This is a genomic window from Helicobacter brantae (genome assembly GCF_003364205.1).
In the GTDB taxonomy this organism is placed as follows: Bacteria; Campylobacterota; Campylobacteria; order Campylobacterales; family Helicobacteraceae; genus Helicobacter_G; species Helicobacter_G brantae.
This window is the reverse complement of sequence record NZ_NXLV01000002.1, coordinates 119,560-132,325: the sequence shown is the minus strand read 5'-3', so window position 1 is coordinate 132,325 and position 12,766 is coordinate 119,560. Positions and strand designations below refer to the sequence as shown.

General features: G+C 38.2%; 12 protein-coding genes. 4 read left to right on the top strand and 8 right to left on the bottom strand.

Annotation, left to right across the window (positions count from 1 at the left end; translation table 11 throughout):
- Window positions 1–7: 7 nt before the first annotated feature.
- Window positions 8–1,921 (bottom strand): cytochrome c3 family protein, encoded by a 1,914-nt coding sequence (locus tag CQA58_RS01860; protein WP_115569022.1) that lies wholly within the window; start codon window positions 1,919–1,921, stop codon window positions 8–10.
- Window positions 1,922–2,287: 366 nt separating this feature from the next.
- On the opposite strand from CQA58_RS01860, the gene htpG reads away from it, so the two are divergent.
- Genes htpG through CQA58_RS01840 form a run of 4 tightly spaced genes read left to right on the top strand, consistent with a single transcriptional unit; the run spans window position 2,288 to window position 7,639 of the window.
- Window positions 2,288–4,144, top strand: coding sequence for a molecular chaperone HtpG (gene htpG, locus CQA58_RS01855; protein WP_170126723.1), 1,857 nt, complete (start codon window positions 2,288–2,290; stop codon window positions 4,142–4,144).
- Between the two features lie 13 nt (window positions 4,145–4,157).
- Entirely contained in the window at window positions 4,158–4,898 is a 741-nt protein-coding gene (locus CQA58_RS01850; RefSeq protein WP_115569020.1) for a hypothetical protein, read from the top strand.
- Between the two features lie 21 nt (window positions 4,899–4,919).
- Window positions 4,920–7,301: a heavy metal translocating P-type ATPase gene (locus CQA58_RS01845; protein WP_115569019.1), complete on the top strand. Its 2,382-nt coding sequence runs from the start codon at window positions 4,920–4,922 to the stop codon at window positions 7,299–7,301.
- Window positions 7,298–7,639, top strand: coding sequence for a fluoride efflux transporter FluC (locus tag CQA58_RS01840; RefSeq protein ID WP_115569018.1), 342 nt, complete (start codon window positions 7,298–7,300; stop codon window positions 7,637–7,639). The genes CQA58_RS01845 and CQA58_RS01840 overlap by 4 nt, the downstream gene beginning before the upstream one ends.
- Here the strand turns inward: CQA58_RS01840 and CQA58_RS01835 are convergent.
- The 7 genes from CQA58_RS01835 to lpxD all read right to left on the bottom strand — a co-directional run bounded on the left by CQA58_RS01835 (window position 7,636) and on the right by lpxD (window position 12,717).
- Window positions 7,636–7,917, bottom strand: a complete 282-nt coding sequence (locus CQA58_RS01835) for a YkgJ family cysteine cluster protein (protein ID WP_425454670.1) — start codon at window positions 7,915–7,917, stop codon at window positions 7,636–7,638. The two genes, CQA58_RS01840 and CQA58_RS01835, sit on opposite strands and share 4 nt — an antisense overlap.
- 44 nt (window positions 7,918–7,961) lie before the next feature.
- Window positions 7,962–8,291: a hypothetical protein gene (locus CQA58_RS01830; RefSeq protein ID WP_115569016.1), complete on the bottom strand. Its 330-nt coding sequence runs from the start codon at window positions 8,289–8,291 to the stop codon at window positions 7,962–7,964.
- 12 nt (window positions 8,292–8,303) lie between these two features.
- Window positions 8,304–8,840, bottom strand: coding sequence for a hypothetical protein (locus CQA58_RS01825; RefSeq protein ID WP_115569015.1), 537 nt, complete (start codon window positions 8,838–8,840; stop codon window positions 8,304–8,306).
- Window positions 8,840–9,844, bottom strand: coding sequence for an ATP-binding protein (locus CQA58_RS01820; protein WP_245942734.1), 1,005 nt, complete (start codon window positions 9,842–9,844; stop codon window positions 8,840–8,842). The genes CQA58_RS01825 and CQA58_RS01820 overlap by 1 nt, the downstream gene beginning before the upstream one ends.
- Window positions 9,845–10,131: 287 nt before the next feature.
- A complete protein-coding gene (locus tag CQA58_RS01815; protein ID WP_115569014.1) occupies window positions 10,132–10,398 on the bottom strand; it encodes a hypothetical protein in 267 nt (88 codons plus the stop codon).
- 146 nt (window positions 10,399–10,544) lie between these two features.
- A complete protein-coding gene (locus CQA58_RS01810) occupies window positions 10,545–11,732 on the bottom strand; it encodes a HipA domain-containing protein (RefSeq protein ID WP_115569013.1) in 1,188 nt (395 codons plus the stop codon).
- A gap of 25 nt (window positions 11,733–11,757) precedes the next feature.
- Window positions 11,758–12,717, bottom strand: a complete 960-nt coding sequence (gene lpxD, locus CQA58_RS01805; protein WP_115569012.1) for a UDP-3-O-(3-hydroxymyristoyl)glucosamine N-acyltransferase — start codon at window positions 12,715–12,717, stop codon at window positions 11,758–11,760.
- Between the last annotated feature and the right edge of the window lie 49 nt (window positions 12,718–12,766).

Genomic DNA, 12,766 nt, shown 5'->3' with positions numbered 1-12,766 from the left:
TTTGAAGTTATTTCAAGATATTTTGAGCATCTTGGATATAAGTCAATGCCTCATCGATAATTTTCTTAGAGTAAGCAGGACCATGAACTCCCCAAGAGCCATCTTTTTCGAGTTTTTCTGCAATCTCTTCAGCCTTTTTTGTCAAGAGAAGAACTTTTGACTTTTTATCTACTGCAAGTTTAGGCTTGTCTGCCAAAGTCTTATCAATCTTTTTGATTCCTGTAATGATTTTGGTGTATCCCTCTTTTACAGGGTTTTGCCACTCCATTACTTTGTCATAAATCATCTCTTGATTTGTGAAATGCAACTTCTTGGGCAATGTAGATTGAACTGCACTATGGCAACCACTTGCTCCTGGTCCTACAAGATTGATATCACTTGCACTTGTTCTTCCACAGCTCCACATCAAATCAATAAAGAATTTGCCTTCTTCATCTCTTGCGATAGTCCAGCCTTTGACTTGTGAGCTTCTCTCTTTGCCTTTTGGAGGATTGAGAGTTTTGGCAGTTTTATCGACTTTGATATTCCAAATATGAGCGGCACGAACATTGTCAAATCCACCAAAATCAGGAGTTTGAATCGCACTAAAATCTTCACAGCTCATCATATTTGGCATATGGCAAGAGGTGCAGTTATCTTTGGCGTGGATTCCACCTTTTTGGAAGAAACTTGCTTGAGTAGCGTGGCAATCTTGACAAGTCTTTTTCAATGCAGTTTTAGTGTATGGATCTTTCCAATCATTTGAAGTTACTTCGTGTGGATCGTGGCAAGTGCTACATCTGATTCCTTTATCATAGTGAGCTGAGCTATACATTTGAGCTCCCTCTGTTCCACAAGCAGGGTTTGCTGATTTGAAATAAGAGTTAAATGGTTTTTTGGGGTTGAGCTTTGCGTCTTCTTCATTATAGACAAACCTTTGGTGGCATCTCTCACAATTTGAAGGCATTCCTGCTCCTCTAGCTCCATAGAGGTGTGCTCCTGCTCCGTGGCACTCTTCACAAGAGATTCCTTTAGAGATTGTGTGTTTTTGAAGCTCTTTTGAATTTCCTAAAGCCTTATAAAGCTCATCTTTGCTCTTGAAGTCAAACTTGAAAGTATGGCAAGTTTCACAATACGCACTTGCAGGTTGGAAAATCATTTTCTTTCTGTAAGTTGCAGCATAGGAGTTGATCCCCCACACATAGCTTCCACTTCCACCAAATTCAGGCATTGTAGTAGGGAAGTTTGGCACAAATGAAGCGATTTGTTTAGCTTTCTCTGGTGTTAGGAATTCAGCCCAAAATCTTGAAAATTGATTCCCACCTGCGACTAGATTTCCTGTAAGTTTCCCAAAGCTACCATTCTCAACGTGATATGTCCCTCTTACAAGCCAATTATCAATAAATCCATATTTTGTCCTAGGTGTCCCAATCATTACAAACACATCACTTGCCTCAATCCCTTTAGGCAATGCTGTGGCTTGGGAATTGTAAAGAGGTTTTTTCATATCTCCACCAATTTCTGTAAGCTCGTGAGGGAATCTCACTACCTTTGCGTGTCTTGATCTCTCCCAAGCCTTATATTGTGCAGGGTGGCACTCACCACATTTCTTTGGTCCTACAAATTTGTTGGGTAAATCAAGGAAAGATTCAAAAGGCAATCGATAAGTTACTGCTGTATGCTCTAAGCCATTATCTTTGGCAAAGAGTGGTCCTCCAGAGATTTCCATAAACTCTTCTTTTCTATCACTTAGTCTAATCTCCCCAATCACTCTGCCTTCTTTTTGGTATTTGAAGATTGGGTGATTCTTTTTGAGAAATTTATAGAAGTCATCTTCTTGCTTGACTAATCCCTCTAGCGTTCTTGGTTTGCTGACATCTTGGGCAAAAGACAATCCCAAAAACGCAAAGCAAACACAAAAAATCAACTTCAATGTTTTCATTGCTACTCCTTTGAAATACAAAAATAAGCCAATGCAATGCCAAACCCACCACCAAAGAATCGCACTAACTTTTGTAAATAGCATTTTCCTACTTTCTGCAAAAAAGTGCGTTCTAAATAAATGCTATGTAAATCAAAAGTAAATACAAAAGAATGGAAATGAAACATTTTGGAAACAACTCTTTACTATCTGTTACTAAACTACACACAAAAATAAGTTTTTTGGTAAAACACTTGGATAAAAAATATTTTTCTATATCAATTTTACAAAGAGAGGGGTAATATCTTTAGGTTTTTAAACCATTTAAAAACCACAATTTTTCTTTAGCTTGTTATAATCTCAAGTTTTAACTTCATAACACAAGGAATATCAATGGCAAAACATACCTTTCAAACTCAAATCAATCAATTATTGGACTTGATGATTCACTCACTTTACTCAAACAAAGAAATCTTTTTGCGAGAGCTTATCAGCAACGCTTCAGACGCTCTAGACAAACTCAACTACCTCACTCTCACAGATGATAAATACAAAACTCTCTCTTTCAACCCCAAAATTTCAATCAAATTTGAAGAAAACAAAAGTATCACAATCAGTGATAATGGGATAGGAATGAATGAGCAAGACTTAATCGAGCATTTAGGAACGATTGCTAAATCAGGCACAAAGAGCTTCCTAGAAGCCCTCAGTGGGGATAAGAAAAAAGATTCTGCCCTCATTGGACAATTTGGTGTGGGGTTTTACTCAGCCTTTATGGTGGCAGATAAAATCGTGGTGCAAACCAAAAAAGCTACAGAAGATAAAGCTTATGCGTGGATTAGCGATGGAAAAGGAGAGTTTGAAATCACAGAATGCTCCAAAGAGGGCTATGGGACAGATATTACCCTCTATCTCAAAGAAGAGGATAAAAACTTTGCTTCAAGATGGGAACTAAAGAGTATTATCGATAAATACTCCGATCATATCGCTTTCCCAATCTTTTTGGAATACACTGAAGTCAAAACTGAAGAGAAAGATGGCAAAAAAGAAGAGATAAAAGAAGAGAAAAACGAGCAAATCAACTCTGCAAAAGCTCTATGGAAGATGAGCAAAAGCGAACTCAAAGATGAGGATTACAAAGAGTTTTACAAATCCCTCTCTCACGACAATAGCGACCCTTTGGCTTGGATTCACACCAAAGTTGAGGGGACTCTAGAATACACCACACTCTTTTATATCCCTGCTAAAGCTCCTTTTGATCTCTATCGAGTGGATTACAAATCAGGCGTTAAACTCTATGTCAAAAGAGTATTTATCACCGATGATGACAAAGAATTGCTTCCTTCATATTTGCGATTTGTGCGAGGGATTGTGGATACTGAAGATTTGCCTCTGAATGTCAGTCGTGAGATTATCCAGCAAAACAAAATCCTCTCCACTATCAAATCTGCTTCTACCAAAAAGATTCTAAGCGAGATTGCCACTTTAAGCAAAGATGAGGAAAAATACAAAGAGTTCTATTCTCAATTTGGAAATGTGCTTAAAGAGGGGCTATATGGGGATTTTGAGAATAAAGAAAAAATTTTAGAGCTTCTTAGATTCTACTCTCACAAACTTGATAAAACAATCTCTCTCAAAGAATACAAAGAAGCAATGGGTAAAGAGCAAAAGAGCATTTATTATCTTTTGGGAGAAAATCTTGAAGTGCTTAAAAACTCTCCGACTTTGGAGAAATACACCAAAAAGGACTATGATGTTTTATTGCTAAGTGATGAGATTGATGGCTTTGTTGCTCCAAGCATTGGAGAGTTTGAGAAAACTCCATTTAAAGACATTACAAGCAAAGAAGCCCTAGAGGAAGTGCAAGAAGAGATTGATGAGAAAGTCAAAAAAGAGTTTGAGCCTTTGATTGAAAAATTTAAATCTTGCATTAGCGATACAATCAGTGAGTTTAAACTCTCCAAAGACTTGGATTCTCCACTCTGTCTTCTCACTCAAGCACAAAATCCGATGATGGCAAATTTGATGGCTCAAATGGGGCAAAGCCTCCCACAAGAGAGAATCTTAGAGCTTAATATCACTCACCCCATCATCACAAAGCTAAAAACTCTAAGTGATGAAGAGAAACTCAAAAGCACAATCACGCTCCTCTATGGCAATGCCAAGCTCTTAGAAAGTGGCTCTTTGGGCAATGCTCAAGATTTTTGCAATCAACTCAATACTCTCATTGAGAAAACTCTATAACAAAGGATAAAAAATGAAAAAAATCATCGCACTCTTTGTCGCTTTGGCGACTTTTGCTTTGGCTGATAAGGCGTTTTTGGATAAAGTCAGCACTTATCTTAGTCAAAAAACAGGGGCAAAAATCAATGCTATTGAAAGCTATGATCTCAAATCTAGCCCAAATGTGAAATTTGTCATCTTAGAAGACACTGCAACCAAAAGCAAGATTCCCGTTTTTGTCAGTGCTGATGCTCAAATGGTTTTGGGACTTTCAAATGTGCTAATCCCCTCAAACAATGATGATTTAGCTCTCATTCAAGATGTTTATCAAAAAATTGAGGGAAGCAAAGCCCCTGATCCCAAAGTGCTAGACAAATTTTTCTCCTCACTTAAGCAAACTCGCTATATCTCACTCAAATCGGATATAAAAAATCCTAAAAAAACTTTCTATATGGTGTCAGATCCACGATGCCCAGGGTGTAGAAAAGAGCTAGGAGAGGTTGAGAAAAAACTCAAAGAAGGCGATGTCAAAATCTTGCTTGTTGCCTTTTTGGGAGAAGAGTCAGCAAGTAAGGCAAGTGTGATTTATGAGAGATTGATTGGCGTAAAGGACAATGCAAAAAAACTCAAGATTATGAGAGAGGTGTATAACCCTGATTTTGCCCTCACTCCAAAAGATAAAAAACTCAGCACAAAAGCTGTAATGCAAAACAATGAAGATGTTGCTAAAGCAGGAATCCAAAGCGTTCCATTTGAACACATCATCAACAAATAATCCCCCTCTAGGGGCTAAGTAATGAAATGTAGCCATTGTCAAAATACTTTTCCAAAAGACTCTTTGCAAGTCTGCAATGATGAGGGGGTGGAGCTGTATTTTTGCTGTAATGGGTGCAAAAGCGTGTATTTCCTCCTCAAAGAAAACCACGCCCAAAGCTTCTATGACAAACTTCAAGGCTCTACCCTTAGCCCCAAAGAAGAAAAAACTAGTTTTTCAAACTCTTATTATCAATCTAGCTCTTTTAGAGAAAAATACATTACTACCACACAAGAGGGGCACTCTCAAATCACGCTTTTAATCCACAATATCCACTGCTCGGCGTGTATTTGGCTCAATGAAACGATGATAAACAAGCTTGAGGGTGTGCTAGAAGCTCATATCAACTACACCAATCACAAAGCCACAATCACCTATGATGAGAGCAAAATCACTCTTCCTGACATTATCAAACTTATTGAGAGTTTGGGATATGGGGTGAGTGTGGGGGAGCAAATGGGAGCAAAAAGTCAAGAGGAGAAAAGAGATTTTTTCATCAAACTTGTGGTGGCGATTTTTTGCTCGATGAATATTATGTGGCTTGCAATCGCCCAATACTCAGGCTATTTTCAAGGGATTAGCTCAGAATACTCACTTCTACTCAATATCGCTTCTTTTATCCTCTGCACCCCTGTGCTGTTTTTCAGTGGAAGCATTTTTTATAAAAGTGCGTTTATGGGGCTAAAGAGGGGCTTTGTGGGAATGGATTTGCTCGTATTTTCAGGAAGCTTTATCACTTATTGTTATTCTATCTATGCCTCTTTGAGTGGAGGGGAGAGCTATTTTGAATCGGTGAGTATGATTCTTACCTTTGTGCTGATTGGCAAGTTTTTGGAGCTAAAGAGCAAGAATTCAGCAGGAGAAATCCTAGAAGCCCTCTCCTCTCAAATCCCTCAAAGCCTAAGAGTGCTTAGAGAGGGGCAAATCTATGAAGTCGCTCCTCAAGAAGTGAGAGTGGGAGAGAGAATTGAGGTGCTTGTAGGGGAGAGAATCGTTATCGATGGAGAGCTAGAGAGTAAGAATGCTTTGCTTGATGAAGTCGCACTCAGTGGAGAGAGCAATCCCATAGCCAAGATTCAAGGAGAGCTTCTCACTTCAGGAAGTATCAATCTAATGCAAAATATCACATACAAAGCAACTAAAACCTTTGAAGATAGCTCTCTAAACTCTCTTATCAAACTCATCACCAACGCCTCATCTCAAAAACCTGCTATTCAAGAGATAGCCAATAAAATTTCAGCAAGATTCTCTCAGTTTGTGCTTGTGTGTGCTTTGGGGACATTTTGCTACTACTTTTTCACCCATCACCCTTTCAATGAGGCTCTAAGGATAGCAATCAGTGTGATAATCATTGCTTGTCCTTGTGCTTTGGCACTTGCTACGCCAATCTCAAGCATCGTAGGGCTTAGTAGGGCATATCAAGAGGGGATACTTTTTAAGCAAAGCAAGTTTTTGGAAACTTTAGCGAAAGTGGATTATCTGTGCTTTGATAAAACAGGCACACTCACTTGTGGCACACCCCAAGTCATCAAAGAACTCAAATTCTCCTCTTATAATCCTGCCTTACTTGAAGGACTAATGCAAAAAAATATCCACCCCATTGCCAAAGGAATCCTCTCTTATCTCTCCCTCCCCTCCACTCTCCAAGTAACTGAAGTCAAAATCCACAGCCACCAAGGGCTTGAAGCCCAATATGAGAGGGAAGTGATTTTGGGAGGAAGTGTGGAATTTTTGAGAGAGAGAGGAGTGGAAATCCCACATTTGGAGGGAGAGGGAAGCGTGTTTGCGTGGAGTGTGGCAGGAGAGCTTCAAAGCGTGTTTTTCTTGCAAGATTCTCTCAAACCCTATGCCAAAGAGGTTATCGATTCTCTCAAGCAAAAGGGGCTAGAGATGTGTATTTTGAGTGGGGATAGTGAGAGTGAGGTGAGGAGAATTGCAAATGAGTTAGGGATAGATGAGTTTTACTCCAAACACTCCCCCACTCAAAAGGCTAAAGTGATTGAGGGATTAAGGAAGAGGGGCAAAAAGATTGCAATGATAGGTGATGGGATTAATGATGTTTTAGCCCTCTCTCAAAGTGAGATTGGAATCTCTATGGCAGATCGCAATGATTTGGCAATCGCAAGTAGTGATATTGTCTTGCTTCACTCTGATTTGCACTCACTCTCCCAAACTTTCTCTATCGCACAAAGCACACTCAAAAATATCAAGCAAAATATCCTTTTCTCTCTGCTTTACAATACCACCACTATCCCTCTAGCTTCCCTTGGATATATCGCTCCAATCTTTGCAGCCCTAAGTATGAGTCTTAGCTCACTTGTTGTCGTGCTTAATGCGATGAGATTAAAAAGGGTGAAGCTATGAGTTTGCTCTATGTTTTGCTTGGAAGTGCTTTGGGAGGGCTAAGTCGCTATCTAGTGATGAGCTTTTTCCCACTCTCCCCTCTTGCTAATCTCCTAGTCATCAATGTAGGAGGAAGCTTTATCTTTGGGCTACTTTATTCACTGATTGGGACAAATGAGTGGAGAATGCTTATTTTTGTAGGGTTTTTAGGCTCTTTTACCACCCTTAGCACACTAAGTTTTGAAGTCTTCTCACTTCTTCAAAACTCTCGCTACCTCTTAGCTCTTCTTTATGCTTGTGGTTCTTTGGCTTTGAGTGTGATTGCTGTGGGGGTGGGAATGTGGGTGGGGAGAGGTTAAATCTCACCCTTTTTTAACATCTCACAAATTTCAAGATTCTTTTTATAAAAATCTTTTTTGCTCATTAGTGATTTGTATTTTTCCTCAAACATCTCATCTACACGACACACTAAGGGGCGGGTATTATATATTTTGCATTCTTTTGTAGATATGTCGAAAAATTTACAAACACCATTCCCTAGGTCGTATTCTTGCAATTCAAGGATTGTTGATATATGACAACAACAAGCACCACATTTATCACACGAAAAAATATTTTCTTCACTCAAAGACATCATATCCTTGTCTTTAAAGGTTTCAATTGTTTGGGTATCCAATTATGCTACTCCAAAACAATCATATCTTTATTGCCAAAAACCCTCTTGGTTTCTTCATCTAAGCTATCACTTATCATCCCTTCAGCATACGGATTGCTTGATTCTTCTCTTCCAACAATCTCCCCCTCTCTCGTGTTAAAAAGGCACTTTATAAGCCCACAATCACCATTCTCTAGTTTTTCTTTCACAGCAACGGCAATATTGTCCATATCTTCTTGTAGTTCTCGCAATCTATTTGGATTTTCAAACCAAGACACAATATTGTCAACAAATCTTATGATAGTCAAGACTATTTTTTTAATCCATCTCCAAGCTCTAATAATAGAATCAAACATGCATCACCTCAACTATTCAAAAACAATCATATTTTTATCACCAAAAGCATCACTACAATCTTGATCGATTGACTTTGCAATCACTTTTAGATACAAATCACCCATATTTGACAAAGGTTTTTTATCAAGTCCTAAAAAGCAAATTTTCAATACAATTTCCTTTTCGCCCTGCTCTTTTAAGACACAAGCACCTATATGTTTTTTTTCATCAAAGTGATCTTGCACCCATTCAATTGCATCCACTAATTTAAATAAAGCCACCTTTCTTTCTTCATAGTTGCAGGCTGCTCTAATAGTGTCTATATCTAAATGCTTTAGATACTCCTCAATCTCTTCAGGCTTCTTTCCTTTTTTCTCAATCAAAAAAGAAAAAAAATCATACAAGATATTCCCACTCTTTTTCTCTAGCAGTGCCTCTCTTATATTTTCAGGACTTATTTGTTTCATCTTATCTATAAAACTGAGAATTTCATCTTTATCAAGCTTTCTATTCTCAACAAACTCCACAAACTGCTTTTCAGCCTGTTTTTCATTACTTTTTCCAAACATTATTTTCTCCTCACTTTTTTATAATTTTTGCTCTTTAGATTTTTTCCTATTTTTTTGCCTAAAGTGTCCTTCCTCTTCACCTCCTTGTGATTTTTATCAAAGTCTTTTTTTGCTTTTTTGAATGCTTCTTTGAAAATCTCAAAACTTGGAAGCACTTCATCCATAACTGCCATATTCAATGCTCGCAATACAGCATTCTTAATCTCTCTACCTCCATATCCCTTAGTCAAACTAGAAAGGGCATTAAGCTGTTCATCATCAAATTCCACCATACCTTTTTCATAAAGTTTTTTTGGAATTAGTCGCAGAATAATTCTCTTTCTCAAATTCTTTTTTGGAAGTTTGAATTCAATGGATCGAAGAATTCTGCTATGGAAAGCCTTATCATAGTTTTCTTGAAGGTTTGTTGCAAAAATCACAATGATAGGTCGCTCTTCTAAGAGCTTTAATAACTCGCTTCGCAAAGAATTTGCAGCTTGATCTGCACTTTGTGCTACATTTGTAATCCTCTTACTCAAAAAACTATCTGCCTCATCAAAAAACAAAATCGCATCTTGTTTTTCTGCCAAGTCAAAAGCTTTGACAAGATTTTTTGGAGCATCTCCTACATACTTTGATTCGATATCTGAGTAATTTGCACTGATAATCTTTTTGCCCAACTCACTTGCGATAATGTGAGCCGACATTGTCTTGCCTGTCCCTGGTTTCCCATAAAAATTGATGATTGTTTTTGGAATCTCATCAATCTCTCTAAACCCCCAATCATCATAAATAATTCCTCGCTTTTGAATCAAAATAATTGCTTCTTTGAGTGCTTTTTCTGCCTTTTTATCAAGCTCTATTTGCTCCATCTTAAAGCGAGGATTTTTTGCCTCAAGCAAGAGGGGTTCAATATTCTTTCCATTTTTATTGTTTTGAGTTATGGATTGGATTTTGGCTTCACCATTAAGGACTTTTCTTACTTTTTCGGCATCTTTTTCATTGGTTGTGATATAAAAGTCCAAATTGTTTTTAAAATCACCTTTTGTTTTCTCAATCAAAAATTGAATCCTTGAACACATTAGAGAAAAACCAATTTTTTCTTCATGAGAGAGTTCTGTTTCACATTCTATATTGAGTTCATTTTTTCCACTTTCAACAACCTCGATAAAAAAACAAATACTTTCAAATCTTTTTAATCCATAATCTTGTCTACCTATTATTTCAACAACAGATTGTGCAAAATGTTCTAATTCCTGTTTAGAATCTTTTGTAAGTTCTTGACTCTTGTCAATAATTTCAGTTTTAATCATCATCTTGTTTGCCCCACATAAATTTCTTGTGCAACCTCATCTGTCACCTCTACGGTTTCGTGTCCAACAATTTTTCCATTTTTATTAAAGGATATTTTGACCTTATTGTATTTTCCATCTTTATATAGGCTGCTAATTTTCGCCTCTGCAGCTTTTAGTTCTTTCTTTTTTTCATCAACTTTGTCAAAAAAATCAGACAATGTCGATATAACAACTGCCGCAACTAGTGCAGCGACTCCTAATCCAATCAGCCAAGGCAATGCCATTTTTTACTCCTTTTTACTTTTTAAGAAGCATAATGATACCCCCCCCCCCCAAGTGTTTGTCAAGAGGTAAATGCAAATTTCTGAAAAAAATTTTGATTTTTTGAATTACGACACAACCTGTCGTTTGTGTATGAAAAAATGGGGTGCTATTTTTTGAGAGCGATTGCGATAGCCTCTTTGGCTCTCTCTCTGATGAACTCTGCAATCCCCTCTAGCCAATGATTGGGGAGATTGTATTGAGGGTGTTTGACAAACTCAAACTCTCTGAGATTTTCAAGCATAGGGATATGCTCTTTTGTAGCAAAGATTTGCATTTGTTGAGTGAAAGAGAGATCAAACTTTGAGGTTTTTCCCACCAAAGCTCTAGGAATATCATTTAACTCATCATCACTCAAAAAGTTAAAAACACAAAGTCCATTATCAAAGATAGGAGCAGGTTTGAGGAAGGCATTGTCCTCATTGCTTACAAGCATTCCGAAATTCCCCAAATGCCTATCGGTGTTGTAAATCAGAGAATCAAATATCATCAAATCAGCCAAAGCCCTCTCTCCATAGATTTTCTGAATAGCTTTGAGTAAATCAAATTTTTTGAGCCTTCTCTCCTCTCTGTCAAGACAAGAATACATCGACAAAAACCCCACATCCTCACTTGTAAAAAGCCTACACACACTCACAATCTCTTGATGATATTCTTTGAGATCGTAAGCCACACACTCAAGTCCCATTGTTTGGGCAACTTGTGCCATATAAAACTCACCATAGGCTTCTTTGCCTCCATTGGCAAATGCTTGGCTTGAAGCTTTGTATAGACAAATCTCCTCTCCCACATTTCTCCAGCATTTCCTCAAAGCCCCATAGGTGGTGTATTCAGGAGTAGTGATAAGCTCACTTGCTTGATAAGAGATTCCATCAAATGCCACTCTCTCAAGCATTTCATCAAATCTATTAGAATAAAGATTGCAATCCTTCCATTGATAAGCACACTCGCTAGGCACTATCCAATAAGTATCATTGAGAGAAAACCCCAAAGAAATATCAATATAATCCATTAAATCATTATTGAGAATGCAAGTGTTCAAAATCTTATCGACAAAGGCTCGATTTTTGGGAACTCTTCTTTTCTTTATCCATTTGTGTAATGTGTTTGGAGTGCATTCACTCTGCAACTCATAAGGAAGCATTGAGGGGATTAAAATCTCCAAATCCACAATCTCTATAATTCCCTCTTCCACTTTTGAGCCATTGAAGATTTGCTCTACTTTTCTCCTCTGCAATCCAAATCTTGCAATTGCCCTATCTTTGTTTTTGAGAAAATAATGCTTCTTTTCACTCATTGCCCTATCCTCTCAAACCTCGCTCTCACCCCTGCTTCTTCACCATTCTCCTCAAAGTTACATAAAACTTCATCCACTCATCAAGCTCCATCAATGGGTGTCCTCCCCATTTGGTGTGAGGTGGGAGGTTTTTGCCTACTGCTCCACGCCCTGCAATCTGTGTGAAATCTCCGATATGGATATGCCCTCCACTTCCTGCCTGTCCTCCCATTACCACATTTCGCCCTGTGGTAGTCGAACCTGCCAACCCCACTTGAGAAACCAAAATCGTATGCTCTCCGATGATGCAGTTGTGTCCGATTTGCACCAAGTTATCAATCTTGCTCCCCTTTTTGATGCGTGTTTCTCCAAACACTGCTCGATCTAGGGTGCAGTTTGCCCCAATCTCTACATCATCTTCGATAACAACCCTTCCATTATGATAGATTTTGATATGAGCTCCATCTTGGGTATGAGCGTATCCAAACCCATCACTCCCCACCACGCTTCCTGCGTGGATACTCACTCTATCTCCGATAAGTGTATCCGCATACAACACGACATTGGGGAAGATTTTGCACCCATTACCTATCTTTACCCTATCGCCTATCACTGCCCCTGCCATAATCACACAATCCTCTCCAATCTCCACATCTCTCCCCAAATACGCCCCACTCATTACCTTTGAGCTACTTGCCACCTTTGGCTCTGCTCCACTCTCCTCAAACATCTCTCTTGCAAAAAAGCTAGAGAGATAAGCAAAGGCTAGATGAGGGTTTTTCACTACAATGGCTTGGATATGAGAGGGAATTAAAGGAGCATTTTTCTCACTCACAAGAGTTGCTCCTGCTTTGCAAGTGCTAAGTTTGTCAAGATATTTGTCTTGATCGATATAGATAAGATCACTTGGTGTGGCTTCCTCTAGGGTGCTTAGAGATTTGACTTCAAAGTCTTTGAGATTGCTTGTATCAATATCTAGGTATTTCATCATTTCAAATAAACGCATTTCATTTCCTTACTCAAAATTTTTGCAACAATTTTATAATACTTTATTT